The 16,624-nt window shown below is 46.7% G+C and carries 11 protein-coding genes; 8 read left to right on the top strand and 3 right to left on the bottom strand.

Annotated features, from left to right (window positions below):
- Nucleotides 1-3: 3 nt before the first annotated feature.
- Nucleotides 4-2,553, bottom strand: a complete 2,550-nt coding sequence (locus ACZ52Z_RS03175) for a molybdopterin-dependent oxidoreductase (protein ID WP_464269315.1) — start codon at nucleotides 2,551-2,553, stop codon at nucleotides 4-6.
- 211 nt (nucleotides 2,554-2,764) lie between these two features.
- Between ACZ52Z_RS03175 and ACZ52Z_RS03180 the strand changes: the two genes are divergently transcribed.
- Nucleotides 2,765-3,130, top strand: coding sequence for an ArsR/SmtB family transcription factor (locus tag ACZ52Z_RS03180; RefSeq protein ID WP_464269316.1), 366 nt, complete (start codon nucleotides 2,765-2,767; stop codon nucleotides 3,128-3,130).
- A gap of 149 nt (nucleotides 3,131-3,279) precedes the next feature.
- Here the strand turns inward: ACZ52Z_RS03180 and ACZ52Z_RS03185 are convergent, their stop codons facing one another.
- Nucleotides 3,280-3,678 (bottom strand): putative zinc-binding protein, encoded by a 399-nt coding sequence (locus tag ACZ52Z_RS03185; RefSeq protein ID WP_464270747.1) that lies wholly within the window; start codon nucleotides 3,676-3,678, stop codon nucleotides 3,280-3,282.
- A gap of 300 nt (nucleotides 3,679-3,978) precedes the next feature.
- On the opposite strand from ACZ52Z_RS03185, the gene ACZ52Z_RS03190 reads away from it, so the two are divergent.
- The 7 genes from ACZ52Z_RS03190 to ACZ52Z_RS03220 all read left to right on the top strand — a co-directional run bounded on the left by ACZ52Z_RS03190 (nucleotide 3,979) and on the right by ACZ52Z_RS03220 (nucleotide 12,793).
- A complete protein-coding gene (locus tag ACZ52Z_RS03190) occupies nucleotides 3,979-4,842 on the top strand; it encodes a hypothetical protein (protein WP_464269317.1) in 864 nt (287 codons plus the stop codon).
- 96 nt (nucleotides 4,843-4,938) lie between these two features.
- Nucleotides 4,939-5,925: an amidoligase family protein gene (locus tag ACZ52Z_RS03195; protein ID WP_464269318.1), complete on the top strand. Its 987-nt coding sequence runs from the start codon at nucleotides 4,939-4,941 to the stop codon at nucleotides 5,923-5,925.
- Nucleotides 5,898-6,560 (top strand): gamma-glutamyl-gamma-aminobutyrate hydrolase family protein, encoded by a 663-nt coding sequence (locus tag ACZ52Z_RS03200; protein ID WP_464269319.1) that lies wholly within the window; start codon nucleotides 5,898-5,900, stop codon nucleotides 6,558-6,560. The genes ACZ52Z_RS03195 and ACZ52Z_RS03200 overlap by 28 nt, the downstream gene beginning before the upstream one ends.
- A 272-nt stretch (nucleotides 6,561-6,832) precedes the next feature.
- Nucleotides 6,833-8,824 carry a PAS domain-containing sensor histidine kinase gene (locus tag ACZ52Z_RS03205; RefSeq protein WP_464269320.1) on the top strand — a complete coding sequence of 664 codons (1,992 nt, stop codon included), beginning with the start codon at nucleotides 6,833-6,835 and terminating at the stop codon, nucleotides 8,822-8,824.
- Complete coding sequence (locus ACZ52Z_RS03210; RefSeq protein WP_464269321.1) at nucleotides 8,821-9,489, top strand: response regulator; 669 nt, start codon at nucleotides 8,821-8,823, stop codon at nucleotides 9,487-9,489. The genes ACZ52Z_RS03205 and ACZ52Z_RS03210 overlap by 4 nt, the downstream gene beginning before the upstream one ends.
- A 201-nt stretch (nucleotides 9,490-9,690) precedes the next feature.
- Nucleotides 9,691-10,404, top strand: coding sequence for a lipid-binding SYLF domain-containing protein (locus ACZ52Z_RS03215; protein WP_464269322.1), 714 nt, complete (start codon nucleotides 9,691-9,693; stop codon nucleotides 10,402-10,404).
- A 673-nt stretch (nucleotides 10,405-11,077) separates the two neighbouring features.
- Nucleotides 11,078-12,793 carry an IS1634 family transposase gene (locus ACZ52Z_RS03220; RefSeq protein WP_464268289.1) on the top strand — a complete coding sequence of 572 codons (1,716 nt, stop codon included), beginning with the start codon at nucleotides 11,078-11,080 and terminating at the stop codon, nucleotides 12,791-12,793.
- A gap of 470 nt (nucleotides 12,794-13,263) precedes the next feature.
- Here the strand turns inward: ACZ52Z_RS03220 and ACZ52Z_RS03225 are convergent, their stop codons facing one another.
- Nucleotides 13,264-15,768 (bottom strand): arylsulfatase, encoded by a 2,505-nt coding sequence (locus ACZ52Z_RS03225; RefSeq protein ID WP_464269323.1) that lies wholly within the window; start codon nucleotides 15,766-15,768, stop codon nucleotides 13,264-13,266.
- Between the last annotated feature and the right edge of the window lie 856 nt (nucleotides 15,769-16,624).

Consider the following 16,624-nt stretch of genomic DNA (forward strand, 5'->3'; position numbering starts at 1 on the left):
TCTCTAAACCTTTTCTATACGAACTGCTGCATGTCCGCCGTTTCTGGCATTAGAGCCGGACAGGCGCTCTAGTTCCCAAGGAATGATGGTATTATTATTCACGCCTCTTGTTGCGCTTTTGGCAAAGTCATCTGTGGCAGTTTTCCCATATGCCCAGTGACCTTGGCCAAATGCTTTACTCACTGTACCGGGACGTACGCCCTCCCATGTGCGAGCAACACACTCACCACTGCCGCCTTTTGAGGTGATGCGTATCTTGTCACCATCCTTGATCCCTAGTTTTGCCGCGTCAGCAGGATTCATTCGCAGGGTATCCTGGCCGCCTACATCTCCTGGGTCGACATGTTTAAACTCATAATACCATGGGCTGTTCTGGCTCCTCCCTTCCCTGTTTAATCGAGACTTGTAATCAATGAAAACAAAGGGATATTCTTTTTCACTTCCGTGACGTATTGGCGGCTCATAGTGCGGCACAAACGCTAACTCGCCACGGGCAGTGTAGTTCGCCTTCCCCATGACGGTATCCACGCTGACATTGTGTTTTTCTGCATGTCCGGTCAGGGCATTTTTAAGGGTCTCGCTGTAGAATTCGAATTTGTTTGTCTTGGTTTTAAAATTACCGCCCCAATGGGATTTATAGGCATATGGCGCCGAGTTCCACATGCCTTTGTGGAGCATATCGTCCCAACCGTTAATTTGATCACCATGGGTGTCTTTTTTGCCGTCCCAAAGAGGTTTGGTGTAATACTTCAGCGCGTAGACAGTAAATTCTTTGGAGTTTTTTGGTTTTGCTCCGGTTTCAGGGTCCGAATACATCTCGACCAGACAATCATAGAGGTTTGCAAATCCCCGTTGCTTCAGTTTCTCAGCAAGCAGGAAGGGGAATTCAGTTTCATCCTCAATGACATTCCACATCGGCTCAACAACCGGTTGGAGCAAAGTGCATGCTGCGTAGCGATTTGCTTTCGTTTTCACAAAACCATATCGTTCGTATTTGCTGACCGTACAGGGGAGCATAATATCGGCAAACATTGTAAATTCGGATGCATTTGTCGTGAGATGCACGGTGAAAGGTACAGAGGACAATGCGTCCTCCCAGAGTCCCGTACCATTACAAGAGAAGACAAAATTGTTCATGTAGCCAACAAGGACCTTGATATCATATGGATCTTTATCAAGAATACCCTTAGCTGCGTTATTTGTCGAAACCCCGCCACCTGATTTACCTTTTGCAATTACCGGCAACTCAAGGCGGCCTCGCTGATCAATTTTCTCCAGCTTAGAATGCTTTGCAGCAAGTTCATCCTGATGTTTTTTAAGGATGTCCGTATTTAATTTATTCACAGGGATTTTTGCTGTCTGCAATGACCCGCCTACGTTATCAATACTCCCGAGAATTCCGCCTAACGCATGAACGGCCATGGCAGAATAAGCGCCTCGAGCCTGCATTGCAGCGCCAGGCCCCATCCATACGGCGACGTTCGGTGCTGCCTTAACAAGTCCTCGTGCTACTCGAATGATTTGGTCTTCAGGAACTCCGCTTATAGCGGCTGCCTTTGCGGCGGACATATCCTTAACTGCTAAATTCCACCATTTTACCAAACCGTATGTTTCTTTCTCGGCAAAGTCTTGTTCACTTACTGCAACGCCTGGCTTGAAACGGTTCATTCCGTCAACAAAGTCACCGACAAATTCCTTGTTCCAGCTTCCTTCTGTTAAAATGACATGCGTGATGCCAAGAGCCAATGCACCGTCGGTACCTGGTATTAATGGCAGCCACTCATTAGCTTTTGCTGCACTCGTTGTGAGCCTGGGGTCAACAGCAGCGACGGTCGCTCTGTCCAGCGCATCCCCTAGGCGTTGGATAGTCGCCGGTACCATTCGATTACTGGAAACCGGGTCGCACCCCCATATGAGAATATATTTTGAATTGGAAAGATCGTAATCTCTATAAGCCCAATAGCCTTCCGTGTAGTAAGAACCGAATTTTTCAGCTTCAGCGCATGTTGAGCTATGGGAGATATTATTGGGTGATCCAAAAACCTTTGGCATGACATCATATATGATGTCGCGTAGATATGTGTATCGACCACGCATCAGACAGAACTTTTCGGGTTCTTTGTCGCTACGCAATGCCATCATTTTGTCTGCAATGGTATTTAGCGCTTCATCCCAGCTAATAGGAACGAACTGCGGGTCGACCCCTCTCCCTTTTTTGGGGTTAGTCCGTTTCATGGGTACTTTTATTCTGTCCGGATCATAGAGCTGCTGCAAAGATAAGTGGCCCCTGGGGCAGACCGTACCATCATTTTGTTTAGAATATCGATTCCCCTTGACCTTAACGGCTCTACCTTCCTGGACAAAGACTTCAACAGGGCACCACGTGGTACAGCCTTGACATGTGGATGGTTTCCATTCCCCGGGGGCATCACCAACAGGGCCACTTTGTGATAATGCACTCAGTTCCGGATCTTTGTTGGTGCAACCGGCAAAAGCCGTGGCCGCACCTGCAGCAACAGATAGCTTGAGAAATTCCCTTCGCTTGAGTTTCATACCCCCTCCTTGAATTGTCTAAGGCAAACGATTTTACTGCACAAGCCACATTGTGAACACTGGGGCTGGATGAAATGGATTTTACTGATTATATGTTGATCAGCTAACACTATGGATTAATAATCGTCAATAATATATTTACATATCCGGATATGATGGGGTGTTGGTTGGGAGTATTCGACCTACAGCATCAAGGAAAGAAAGAGATTAAATGAGTAAAGCCAGAGAAGAAGAAATAGAGGAATTTTCTCAACAGGTTAAAGTGTTAGGTGATGTCAACAGGCTCAGGATCCTTGCTTTGTTGCGATATGGGGAATTGTGCGTATGTGACATTATGGCTGTTCTCCAGCTTCCCCAATCTACCACGTCAAGACATTTGACCAGTCTCAAGAATGCCCTCTGGGTGAAAGGTACCAGGCGCGGAAAATGGATGCACTACCGGCTGAACGATAATTTTCACAACGCTGTCATTTTGTCCTCGCTTCTGAAAGGCCTTGTTGAGTTAAAACAGATGAAAAAAGACCAGCGAGAGTTAACAATCTATTTAAACGAAAAGAAAAAAGACGCCTGTAGATGATGCCTGAATTATAGCGAGTCACAATAATACCATTTGTGTATGGGGTCAGCGGGGATTGGAAATCTTTCATCTCCGCCTTGCCTTACTCCGCTAAAAAATATTTCCTCTTCAAGTCGCAGCAGGACGATTAAAAGAAAGCGTTGTTCATCCTATCTACAACAGTAGCCTGAAAATGGAGGCGGCCGCATCGTATCAACCACGGTGCATTCTGCGATAACAACATCTTGTGCCAACTCGATGTCGGTGCGGGTGATATCCTGCATGCACATTGACTCAGTACCCACATAGCTCAAAGCCAGGTTATGGTCGGAGGTTACCGTTACCCCCTTTTTGTGGAAACTGTTGAAGAGACACCTCCTGTCAGACCCATCAAGGAGAATGAAAGGTTTTGACTCAGCGGTGCTTGGGATGGTCAACTGACTGTCCTGGCTTGCAGTCCAATACCACAGGGCTTTTCCCGCAAGCATCAGTTTCTGGGCAGCGATCCAGGTAATGAAACCTGCTGCCGAGTGATCATTGCAGGGGCAAATAACAATTTTATGCTGTATGTTTTGTCCTTTCCTCTGTGGTTTTGCGTGTCCAGGCTACCCTTGTATACCCTCAATACGTTTTGAATCTTGTCAGGTGACTTCTCTGCTTACCTGTCAATCGCTGAAAAACGCTGCATGTCATTGTCAGCGTAGCGGCACTCTAGGAATTGCCAGCCATGCCCGATGGCGGAAGTCCTCAGCATCATAACACCCCCCGTTTGTTCTGTTTTGGAGAATTATGACATAGCCGGTATACTCTATTATGATGGGTAATGAACCTTAAAATATAAATGGCTTAAAGTCGGTGGTACTCACGAAATGATCAATATATTGATGTTTTACGGGGTGTGGATCTTCTGCAGCCTGATCATGCATGGTGCAGGCGTATGGGTTCCACCTGCCTGGACCGTGCCACTTTCTTCTCTTTTCACCGTAGCCTTTCTCTTTGGTCTATCCTGCCTCACCCATCAATACCAGCGTCGTATTGAACCTGCATTAGTGCAGAACCTTCAACAACGCTTGGTTCTTCTTGCCGCATGCGGCCTGGTGTTTATCGGCAGTTCCGCTGCGGTGTTGCTCTTTGGGGAAAAATTAGATCTGATCATCGCACTGCATACAGCAAACCTGCTCTTTTTTGCCTGCGTATTCGGACACTGGCTAACCACTCCACTGAAGCGTCCGGCTGAACTGGTCCCCCTGTGCCTGATTATGTCTTTTGTTGATGTGTACAGCGTATTCAAAGGTCCCAGCAAAGAGCTCACCTCCAGCCTGGCAAGTCATTACAGCAGCGGCCAGATCGGCCCCCCGCCCATGGTTGATTTCATCCTGATTAAACTGCCGATGCCCGGGCAGGCGGCATTGATGCCGGTATTTGGGGTAGCAGACTGGATTGTAATCGCCTTGCTCTCTGGGGCTGCTGCAAAATTCAATTTGAACGACAACCTCTTTGGCCGATCAGGTGCGATATATGTACCCATGGGAGCCATTGGCCTGATCGTTTCGATTCTGGCAGCCAGGGGGCTTGGAGTGTATCTGCCAGCGCTCCCTCTGATTACTGCCTTTTTCCTCACCGTAATGGTATTTCGATCACCCGAAATCCTACGCTTAACGCGTAATGAGTTCCCGGCAATGGTTCTTTCTACAGCCGTCGCATCTGGCCTTTTTGCACTGATCCTCCTTTAGGAATATTTTGTGAAATGCTATGTAATGTAGTCAGGTAGTCAGCGAGCGAGCCACGAGTCACCTTGTACAACAAAGCTTTTCAGGGGTTTATTATCAATGAATCAACATGTCCATTTCAAGGCGCCTCCTGTCACGGTTAAAGGTGACGGTACTCCCCGTATGGTGGGGTTTGAGTTAGAGTTTTCCGGCCTCACCCTGGATCAAGCCGTTGATGCTCTCCGGTCGTCGTTAGGTGGGAAGCTGAAGAATGGAACCGCAGCCGAACAGGTTGTGCACGTGGAATCAATGGGCGATTTTCATGTCGAACTTGACTGGGCCTATCTGAAGCGAAAAGCAGTGGAAAAGGATCAGGATCAAGAAAACGGGGAGTGGATCGAGCAGGCAAGCAAAGCGGCAAGTCTGCTCGTCCCCGTGGAAGTGGTCTGTCCGCCGATTCCCATAGCTCATCTCAATGCCCTGAACCCGATGGTATCTGCGCTGCGCAAAGCTGGAGCTGTTGGAACCGAAGAATCTTTGTTTGCAGCTTACGGAGTACATATTAATACCGAAATTCCCTATCTTGATGCGGCCACCATGTTTTCCTATTTGCGGGCGTATTCGGTCCTCCAGTGGTGGTTGGTTGAAGCGCATGAGGTGAACACAACCCGTAAAATAAGCCCCTACATCGATCTGTACCCTGAAGAATATGTCAAGCGGTTGCTGTCTCGGTCCAATCCAGGTATTGATATGGTTTGCGCCGATTATTTGGCATACAATGCATCCCGCAATCGAGGGTTGGACATGTTGCCCTTGTTGGCAGAGATCGATGACGAGTGCGTGCGCAGTGTGGTGGATGATGCCAAAGTAAAGGCACGGCCGGCCTTTCACTATCGTTTGCCCAACTGCAATATTGAGCGGGCGGATTGGTCTCTGGCTCAATCGTGGAATAAATGGTGCATTATCGAGCAGTTATCCTGTCGACCAGATGACCTGGACGAATTGGGTGCAGCGTTTCTTGATGCAGACCGGCCGGTTCTCGGCATTAACCGCAAAAAATGGGTAGCATTTATTGATCAATGGCTGAAAAACCGCGGATTGGCATAACCGGCAACGCAAAACATTGGTCTCCAAGTTGGTGGTGTACTTCCTTTGCACTTAAGTTGGCTGGTGCCATCCCGGAGCGGATCAGCGTTCGTCACCCGCCAAGCGGCAACACCCTTGATGCGTTGATCATCGGTGGTGGTGACGACATCAGCCCGGAACACTACAATGGCGACATCAACAACGCGAACAAGATTGATCCTGGGCGCGACCTGTTGGAAATCGAATGGATCAACAAAGCGCTGGAAAGAAATATCCCGTTATTGGGCATCTGTCGAGGCGCGCAACTGATCAATGTTGTCCTGGGCGGCAACCTCTACCAGGACATCCGTTCCCTGCGCCGCTACACCTATAACAGGCCTGGTTTGCTGCCGACCAAGCAGGTTCGACTCTTGCCAGACTCGCAACTGGCCAAAATATGTAACAAAGTGCACCTGCGAGTCAACAGTCTGCATAGTCAGGCAATCAAAACCGTCGGGACTGACCTTCAGGTTGTCGGATGGGATTTGGATGAGATTACCCAGGCCGTTGAGTCAAATAAGAACAGGATCATCGGTGTACAATGGCATCCTGAATATCTTATCTACCTCCCATCACAATTTGCATTTTTTCGTTGGCTTGTGAACTGTACGAGATAACCTCACATTTCCTATTTTTTCTGTATATTCAGCAGATACCTTCAAGTGAGAGAGTGACCAGGGAGCCGGATCGTGGAGGGGCAATAGACCCAGGTCTCCTCTTTTAGAGTCTGCGTCGGGTTGTTTTTTCGTTATTGGTGGAACCCGTTGGTATACATTAAAAAAATCAGGATCACCAGCCGTTACGGATGCAGGTTGCAGTTTGATTTTCAGTTTTCAATAAAAGAGATGCATACGCTCAGCACATTCCACATCAAGTGAGGTTGAGGCTAATGTCCTTTGAACAACTATTGTTTGATATCTCATCACGGTACATCAACTTACCGGTTGATCTCATAGATACATGCATCGAGGCGGATCAGCGACGCATCTGCGAATGGTTCGATTTCGATTTATCCTCACTGTGGCAGTGGGAGGACATAAACCGAAGATATATGATATTGACTCACCTCTACGGTGACTCGGGAGGCCTGGAACACCCAGGCCGGATAGATGCGCATAACGTCGTTCCCTGGATTATGCGTAAGGTGGAAAAAGGTGAACCATTCATCCTCTCCACAAAAGATATGGGAACTGAGGCCCGTAGAGATCAACAATTCAGGGAGGGGTATGGAGTAAAGTCCTCTGTTATTATACCACTTGCCGTTGGCAGAGAGGCGCCTCACGCCGTTGTCAGCTTTGATATGATACGAGATGAAAGGCAGTGGGCAGATATGACCATAAACAGGTTGGTCATGGTTTCTCAAGTTTTCAACAGCGCTTTGGCACGTAAAATTACCGAAACAAAACTTCGCGCCAATGAAGCGCGGCTTCGACTTGCCGCAGAATCGGCTGAAGCTGACCTCTGGGAATTTGATATGACCACGGAAGAGCTCAGGGTAACAGACAAGGCCGTGCAGATGACAGGCAAGGCACTGCACCTGACAGATACCATTGACAGCTTGGTGCAGATTATCCACCCTGATGATCGTCATTCATTCTTTCAGGCCATATCAACAGCCTTTAACCAGCGCAAACAACTGAAAATTGAATATCGCATTCTGGATAAAAGCGGTCCACCCAAATGGATATGTTCTATGGGAAAACCCTACTTTCGGGAAGATGGTACTCCTGAAAAGCTGCTGGGGCTGTCCATTGACATAACCAAAGATAAAAAGATGGAAGAAGAGCTCAGGGTGAGCAGGAAACGTTTAGCGGTAGCCATTGATATTGCTGAACTGGGCTTTTATGAGATGGGTGAGCACTTTCAAATGGTATTTCTTGATGAAAGAATGCGCAGTTTTCTTGGTCTTCCTCGGGAATATGAGGGCGACCCCCGCCAATACTGGTTGGAACACATACACCCTGCTGATCTTTCTTTTGTACAGCGTTCAGTTCACAAGGTTATTGAGGAAGGGACGGATCACCTTGTTCTCGACTATCGCTATCGGCACCCTCAGCGCGGGATAATCCATCTCCATCATTTATCAAGTGTACTGCAGCGAAACGATACAGGGCATGCCTCCAGGATTATCGGTGTGTTGCGCGATATCACTGAACAAAAGAAGGCAGAGAATGCACTACAAGCCCATCAGCAAACTATTCTGGAACATAAAAAAGAGCTCCAGCAACTGACCGGACGATTGATCTTTGATCAGGAGAAGGAATTACGAAGATTGTCCAGAGAACTGCATGATGATCTGACCCAGCGACTTGCACTGATGGCAATAGAAGCCGGAAAGCTGGAACTGCAGATGAGTACGCCGGGGACAGCTTTTGATGAATACCTATACGGTGCAACCAGGATTAAAGAGCAATTAATCCGAATTTCTGAAGATGTCCATCGGTTATCCCGGCAACTGCACCCGACAATTATTAATGATCTCGGCCTTGTTCCTGCAATCAATGTGGAACTGGATGCATTCATGAAGCAGAATGCCACCCAGGTCTTATTCACCCATGACAACATCCCCGACAACATAGATCAGGATATAGCTCTTTGCCTGTACAGAATCATTCAGGAAGGGTTGAGGAATATAGCCTCCCATTCCAAAGCTGATCAATCGGAGCTTTTTTTACGGTATAGTGACCAGCGTTTTGATCTTACCCTGCAGGATAATGGCAGAGGCTTTAATCCGAAGCAAGTAAAATCCGTGCCGGGTCTGGGGCTCTCCAGCATGCGTGAACGGGTGCAGTTTGTTCATGGGGATTTTTTTCTGCAATCCGCGCCCGGTCAGGGAACCTCACTGCGGGCCAGCATACCCTTTCAAGAAGGCGAAAAATGAACCGACCACGAATTATACTTGCTGACGATCACCGTATAGTAGCCGAAGGATTGAAGAGTGTTATTGAACCTGAGTTTGAACTTGTTCAAATCGTTGAAGATGGACGAGCACTTATTGATGCCGTGACTAAGCTGCAGCCTGATGTCATTATTGTTGATATATCGATGCCTTTACTCAACGGAATTGAGGCTGTTGAGCAAATTCGTCGACACAATGAGAAGGTCAAGGTCATCTTCCTTACCATGCATCCTGATATAAGTTATGCCATCAGGGCCCAGGAAGCAGGAGCAGATGGATATGTTTTGAAGCATTCTGCACCGCATGAGCTCCTTGAAGCAATCCGTCATACCTTACTTGGGAAATCGTACATCACTCCGCTTCTTGAAAACGACTATATAGAAAAACAGAAAAAAGGGTCAAAAGAACGGTATAAGGAAAAAGCCTTTCTCACCAAACGTCAGCGGGAAGTACTGCAACTCCTCTGTGAAGGGTATGCGACGAAAGAAGCCGCGTCAATTCTTGATATCTCCACCAGGACCGTCGAATACCATAAATATCAAATGATGAAGGATCTCAATATCAACAGTGTCGCTGAGTTGATCCGCTATGCAGTCAAACACAATGTTCTTTCTGCTGACCGCGATGGAATCTTAAAAACCCCGTAATTTTCCTAGTACCCTTTCCCCGTATCATACGTTACCTATCAGACGAATATTTCGCTTTCGGCTGTACAGGCCATTTTCACACCATTTTCGTTATATCGCTAGAGCCAAAGGGTATTTTGAATACTCCGGGTGAAGAGGGCTTCACCAGCGAGCGATGGAAAATCATATCAACAACAGAGAATGTACCAAAGGAGAAGCGCCATGAACCTATATCAGTTCATTACCAAGGCGATGATTGTTATTGGTCTGTGTTCTGTATTTATTGTTGGACCACCTCTTCATGCAAGTGAATCGCAACAAACAGTCGATGAGATGGTAAAAAAAAACCAGGCTCATTTGAAATCTTTTTTTTCCCATAGCCAGTCTGAAGCGATGAGAAATCTTCTTGGTGCTGCCCGCGCAATCTTTGTAGCACCTGAGGTAACTTCAGGTGGTTTTCTTATCGGTATGCAGAAAGGCGAGGGGATGTTGTTGCGAAGACACGGCAAAGAATGGAGTGATCCGGTATTCATGTCGCTTTCAGAGTGGAATGTCGGTCTACAGGCAGGGATTATGGAATCGTCAATCATTATGCTGATTATGACCGATAGGGCAACTGATGATCTTATCAGCGGTGTTGCTAAGCTCAGTGGTACCGGAGGATTCGCTTTAGGTGCATGGGGGCTGGGTGCTACCGGATCTGGTGGAATTGAAGGGGGACTCGAAGTCATTCTTGTGTCGACATCCAAGGGTGCGTATCTCGGTACTGTAATGGGGGACCAGGATATCAACGTGCTTCAGTCACTCAACGAGCAGGCGTATGGAAAGGGGTATGATATCGCCACAATACTCTCGCAGTCAGGCGGTTCGCTGGCTGTGGCGGATGGACTTCGTAATGACTTGAAAGATGCAGTCATTCAATCGTGGGCTCAATAAGAAAATTTGGGGTACTTCTTGAGAGTGGAGCATCATTTCATCTGCTGTTTGTGGAACAGAACAGGGGAGGCTAGTGCTTTTAACAATTGTTAACAACGTCCTAAGTGACCTCTAGGGGGCTTTCAGGGTCCAGCCCAGCCCTCTGTGAGGTCGATCGTGATTAATCTCAAGCATGACAATCCTGCCTAAAATACTTTTTCTCAGCAAATAACTGGAGCTGTTGGCTCGAAGATCAAGGAAGTATCTCAAGCCAGCGTTTGCTCACAACCTGTTAACTTTGCCCCCTTACATCTTTGATCGCATGAATCGGAAGGGATAGAGGGAGGCAGGCAACTTTCTCGTAGGCTGAAGTTCAACCCTCTCATGGATAAGGTAAAACCCAAAAGTTCCTTTTCTTTGATAGGATGTTAGAACGGAATACGTGTATGGAACAGGGGTAATCTAAACTTCCTGAAGCTTAAGATACTCGCGGCCTTTTCAGATAACATTCTAACAGGAGTTTAACATTTAACGACCTTTTTCGAAGAAAATCCATATAATATCAGCATGTTGCATCGCTCTTTCACGTAAGACCCCGCCTTTTTCAAATCTCCCCAATTAAAAAATCATGAAAAAACAGAAAGTTCGCCTTTTTTGTCTTGAATTTGTAAGACCTAATTAGTACAATGCCAACATGGCACATTTACACAAGAAAACGAAAAATGGCAGACCCTATTACTACGTCCGAGAAATGGCAAGGGTCGACGGGAAACCCAAGGTCATCAATCAAGTGTACCTGGGGTCTCCAGAGCGTATACTGGAAATGGCGCAGGGAAAAGCAGGCATTCCGAGCAGGCTCCAGGTCCAAGAGTATGGGGCTCTGTGGCTTGCAAATTTGGTAGAAAAACAGATCGACTTAGCTGGGCTGGTCGATGCAGTCGTTCCCCAGAAGAGAGAAAACGGCAAACCGACCGTTGGCGAATATTTTGTGTATGCAGTCTATAATCGCATGATCGCTGCCTGCTCCAAAAGAGCGCTGCCTGAGTGGTACAGGCAAACTGCTGTTCAGCACATTCGGCCAGTACAGACCGATCAGCTCAACTCGCAGATGTTCTGGCGCAAATGGGAGAAAGTTGAAGAAGGACACCTGCAGGCCATGGCTCAAGAGTTTTTTAACCGCGTCAACCAGCTGGAGCCTCCCGGATCAGACTGCTTTCTTTTCGATACGACCAACTTCTACACTTTTATGGCCAGTGATACGGATTCGGAGTTGGCGCAGCGAGGAAAGAGTAAGGAGGGGCGAAACTGGTTGCGCCAAGTCGGCCTGGCACTCCTCGTCAGCCGCGATAAACGCCTCCCGTTTTTTTACAAAGAGTACGAAGGGAACAGGCATGATTCAAAGGTCTTTCTCCAGATGGTTGATGATGTCTTTGAAGCCATGAAAGAAGGGGCTCAACAACAAGCTGAGTTGACGATTGTTTTTGATAAAGGAATCAATAGCGAAGAAAATATATCTGCCATTGACGCGAGAGAGCATGTTCATTTCATAACGACCTACTCGACGTATTTCAGCAAAGAGCTGATTCACGTACCGTTGAAACAATTTGAACCTGTTGACACACGTAAAAACAAAGAACTGGCAAGAAAAGGACGAAAAGACGACCTGCTGCTGGCATGGCGGACCAAGGGCAGCTATTGGGGACAGGATCGCACAGTGGTCGTCACCTACAATCCACTGACGGCAACAAAACAGCGGTATGGTTTTGAAAAGAAACTGATCCAGCTGCAGGATTTTCTGTTTGCTGTTCAGCGCAAGGTGAACAGTCAGGCGCCGCAATGGCGAAAGGCCTCATGCATACAGAAACGATACACCGATAAATGCCTCGAACTCCACCTGCCACCAGACCTGTACAAGGTGGAAATATCTGATATCAATGGTTGCCTGGAGTTAAATTTCAGGAAGAATCACTACAAAATAAGCCGATATATCGACAAGTTCGGCAAAAATATTCTCATCACGGATCTTGGCGAGTGGCCCACAGAAGAGATTGTTCAAGCCAGCCTTGACCGATGGGCAGTGGAAGATGGTTTTCGCCTGACAAAAGATGAAGAGCAGGTATGCCTGCGACCAATACGCCATTGGACGGACAGCAAAATCAGATGCCACATCTTTACGTGCGTGGTGGCGCTCACATTACTTCGTCTCATTGAATTACAATTACGGAGAGCTGATCTTGATATCACCGCAAAAAAGGCAATGCAGAGCATGCGCAACCTGCACTCGTGCCTTCTGTGGATGCCCAAAAAACGAAAAGCGGTGAGAATGCTGGAGGAGCCGGATGATTTACAGGCGCATATCGCCAAAGCATTTGGATGGCAGATAAAAGATGGGGTCTTACAGGAGCTGTAGCTCTATATACTTGTACTTGTATACTTTTGGATGGTTAAGTGAAGCGGTAGCGGTAAACTCCTGTCTAAGATTAAATGCATTCTCAAAGCAACCACTCCATGGTCATGTAGAGGTTTAAGATCTTGCCTGTTCAAATCTTGACAGGATGGTTAACCACCCGGATTTTACATGTTTCCATGGAGTGTAAAAGGAAAAGTGTATTTTCACTGTTTCAGAGGCTCGTATTGGAAAGGTTAACTATTTAAGAAAATTTGCAAATTCACCTTATTCTTTCCATTTCGGAAATACCAATTGATGAACGGCAGCCATTTCTAGTAATACCTGTGTTGCTGGCGGGAATACCATGCTGACTAATATAGATGGGTCGAGAATTGTTTAGCAGGTAACACGGTTAGAATGGTGACCACATTGAACAGCATTGCTGTTCAATGTGGTATTCACCTGGTACAACTTCAGAGCGATGAGAACGGTTATTCACTCATCTTGTTGTTGCGTTGCGCCTGTTGGAGCTTGGCAATGTCAGCCTTGCTAAGTTCTGGTCTGTCGACTTTAATCGTCAGTTTATTCAGTGTGGCGGTCAGGGGAAAGGGTGGCAGGTAATCATCGTCATTGACTCCGGTCAGTGTATCAGAGCCAATATCAAACGCCTCATCCCACTGCAGAATCATCGGCAGTGTCTTCTCCATCTTCTTGGTGTCAACCACTTTTCCGTTAACTTTCAGTGTACCGGTCCCGCTGCGACCAAGACCAGTCATACTGTTAAAAGCAAGTGTGCCAGCACCAATACCATCATATTTAAAATCAAATTCAACGGTGTGCGTTCCCGGCGCAAGAACTGGTCCTTCCCACTTAATCCGCTCAAGATTGAGCATGTTCCAAACAAAAACCGGTTTGGATTTGAGCAGGTAGAATCCGTAGCCTGCGAAACGTCCTCCTGAAGTGAGAATCATTCCTTCGGCGCCCTCATTTACCTCAATGTCGGCTGTAATAGTATAGGAACTATTGAGAATACTGGGTGAATCACCTTGCGGAAGCCCGGTCATTGGTCTGGTATAAACAAACTCACTACGTCCGGCAGTAATGTTGGGGCGAGGCTGGGCGAGCCGGGTTGCGACAGAAGCATCCATGGGAAATACCTGATACTTGTTCGCTTCCTCAATGAACATCTCTTTCAGCTCTTTCAACTTGTCTGGATGTTGATCAGCAATGTTATTGGACTGACTGAAGTCTTCATTGAGGTTGTAAAGCTCGAGCACCTGGTTGTTGAGAGGATCGGTATTGGCGGTCTTGAAGCCTTCCCATGGTGCGCGATCAACCTTTGTGCTGAGTAGCCAACCTTCATGATACAGGGCCCATTGGCCCATCATTTCAAAATATTGAGTCTTGTGGCGGGAAGGTGCCTTCGCATTTACCTTATCAAAAGTGTAAGCAAAGCTGGTACCTTCGATTGGCGCCTGTTTGATGCCGTTGACTTCCTCCGGAGCAGAGATGCCAGCGGCTTCAAGGATGGTGGGAACAACGTCGATGACATGCACGAACTGTTCACGCATTTCTCCTTTGTCTTTAATCCGTGCCGGCCACATGATCGCCCCGTTCTGCTTAATGCCGCCCAATTTGGAGGCGTTCTGTTTGAACCAGGTAAAAGGCGTGTCGAATGCCCATGACCACCCTGCAGACATGTGGTTGTAGGTTTGCTCGGTTCCCCAGACATCATACCATTTCATTTGCTCCTCAGCTGGCATATTCGCGACACCGTTGAACCAGGCAACTTCATTGGGGGTGCCCATCGGACCACCTTCAGCACTGGTGCCGTTGTCACCGTTGATGTAGATGATCAGGGTGTTGTCGAGCTTACCCATATCTTCAATAGCTTGGATCACCCGACCTATTTCATGGTCAGTATAAGCTGCATATGCAGCGAAAACCTCTGCCTGCTTGATGAATAGCTTTTTTTCTGTCTCGGTGAGTTTGTCCCAAGGTTTCAGCAAATCCTTTGGCCAGGGCTCGAGTTGGGCATCCTCTGGTATGATCCCCATTTTTTTCTGGTTTTTATAGATAGTCTCACGTAGCGCTTCCCAGCCTTCATCAAACAGACTCATGGCACTGATTTTTTCTACCCACTCCTTAGTTGGGTGGTGAGGCGCATGCGTAGCCCCTGGCGCATAGTGGATTAAGAAAGGTTTGTTGGGGTCGATTTGATTGAGGCGATGCATATAGGAGATGGCATCATCAGCCATGGCCGTGATTAAGTTCCAGTCTTCTTTACCCTTGAATGGGTAGATCTGGCTGGTGTTGCGGAACAGGTTAGGTTCCCATTGGTTGGCGTCTCCCCCCACAAAACCGTAAAAGTACTCGAAACCTAAGCCAATTGGCCACTTATCAAATGGACCCGCCTGACTAGCGGCAAATGCTGGTGTATTATGGTTCTTGCCGAACCAGGCTGTTGAATAGCCGTTGTCCAGCAAAGTTCGGCCGATAGTAGCCTTCTCCTTTGGAATAATGCTGTTGTATCCCGGATACCCAGTGGACTGTTCGGAAATCACACCGAAGCCCACCGAGTGATGGTTGCGGCCTGTCAGCAGTGCAGCCCGCGTTGGCGAGCAAAGGGCTGTCGAATGGATATTGTTGTATCGTAAACCGTTCTCAGCAACCCTGTCTAGGGTTGGCGTTGGGATCACCCCGCCAAAGGTACTGGGGATACCATACCCTGCGTCATCGGTAATTATGAGCAGGACGTTAGGTGCATCTTTGGGAGGTACCACTTTTGGAGGCCACCAAGGAGTGGAACTCAGGGCATCTTCCTTGATCACTCCATCAAATTTTGGTGATGGTGGTGGCAGTTGTTTACCATCAATAGTAGTAGTGGTGTTGGCGGTATTCTTTGCAGCACCAAAAACCGGTACTGCAAGGCATCCGCACAGGCCAAGCGTGAGGCCCACCCAGATGAGCTTACGTCTTCTTGCTTTTTTTAACATGTCCCTCCTCCCAGTTGTGTTGATAAATATACCGGTAAAAGAACTTCTCCGGTTTTCACTGTTCCCTTGAACCTTTGAACAAATCCTTACTCTAGCGACTTCAAATTGTTGTCAAAGGTGACGTTAAGCCTCAAAAAAACAGTTAATTAAACTATTTTAGGACCAGAACATCGAAATATAATGAAATGTATGATCAATTTATACCATTTAATGGATTTAATTTAACGGGAGGGATAGAGAAGTTGTACTAGGAAAAATACTAGTTTTTAATGTTTTATCTCCGGCAGATTAGGTTATTGGTCATTTTCACTGGGTAGGTTAAATAAGAAATGAAATTCAAAAATAACTATGGCTCAGATATTATTAAAGTATATTTTTGCTATGTTAATATTTGCATGGAAACCATTAATCTTTCATTGAAATGTTAAATGCGAGAACAAGAGGTAAACGTAGAGCGCAATCAAAATCTTGGTTAGGGTAACATCTTTTCTGTAAATTCAAGAAAGTAGTTGGCAGGAGCAGGCCACCGTTTATCCATTCGCTTTCATCTTTGCGAAATAAGATTGAGATCTGGATCAGTTAACCTCATGAAAAATTATTTGTACTTACTTACGTTTTTATGAATTACCACTGCATGAAAATATATACTGATCAAAAGAACATTAAAAACTAGTATTTTTCCTAGTACTACTTCTTTGTTTTTCCTTTTAAATTTTATCACATTGACCACACGTTTTCTGTTTATTTGACCTTTAGATCCAAAATCGTTTTTTTGTACGGATAGAGATGTTGTTGTTGAGACAGGGATAACTAGGTAATCATCAATAACGGCACTTTGTTAAATACTCGGGTCATA

This window comes from Desulfogranum aggregans (assembly GCF_055398265.1).

Bases quoted from the DNA above. Each gene is read 5' to 3' on its own strand.
- ACZ52Z_RS03175 (WP_464269315.1), bottom strand. From the start codon at position 2,553: ATGAAACTCAAGCGAAGGGAATTTCTCAAGCTATCTGTTGCTGCAGGT.
- ACZ52Z_RS03180 (WP_464269316.1), top strand. From the start codon at position 2,765: ATGAGTAAAGCCAGAGAAGAAGAAATAGAGGAATTTTCTCAACAGGTT.
- ACZ52Z_RS03190 (WP_464269317.1), top strand. From the start codon at position 3,979: ATGATCAATATATTGATGTTTTACGGGGTGTGGATCTTCTGCAGCCTG.
- ACZ52Z_RS03195 (WP_464269318.1), top strand. From the start codon at position 4,939: ATGAATCAACATGTCCATTTCAAGGCGCCTCCTGTCACGGTTAAAGGT.
- ACZ52Z_RS03200 (WP_464269319.1), top strand. From the start codon at position 5,898: ATGGCTGAAAAACCGCGGATTGGCATAACCGGCAACGCAAAACATTGG.
- ACZ52Z_RS03205 (WP_464269320.1), top strand. From the start codon at position 6,833: ATGTCCTTTGAACAACTATTGTTTGATATCTCATCACGGTACATCAAC.
- ACZ52Z_RS03210 (WP_464269321.1), top strand. From the start codon at position 8,821: ATGAACCGACCACGAATTATACTTGCTGACGATCACCGTATAGTAGCC.
- ACZ52Z_RS03215 (WP_464269322.1), top strand. From the start codon at position 9,691: ATGAACCTATATCAGTTCATTACCAAGGCGATGATTGTTATTGGTCTG.
- ACZ52Z_RS03220 (WP_464268289.1), top strand. From the start codon at position 11,078: ATGGCACATTTACACAAGAAAACGAAAAATGGCAGACCCTATTACTAC.
- ACZ52Z_RS03225 (WP_464269323.1), bottom strand. From the start codon at position 15,768: ATGTTAAAAAAAGCAAGAAGACGTAAGCTCATCTGGGTGGGCCTCACG.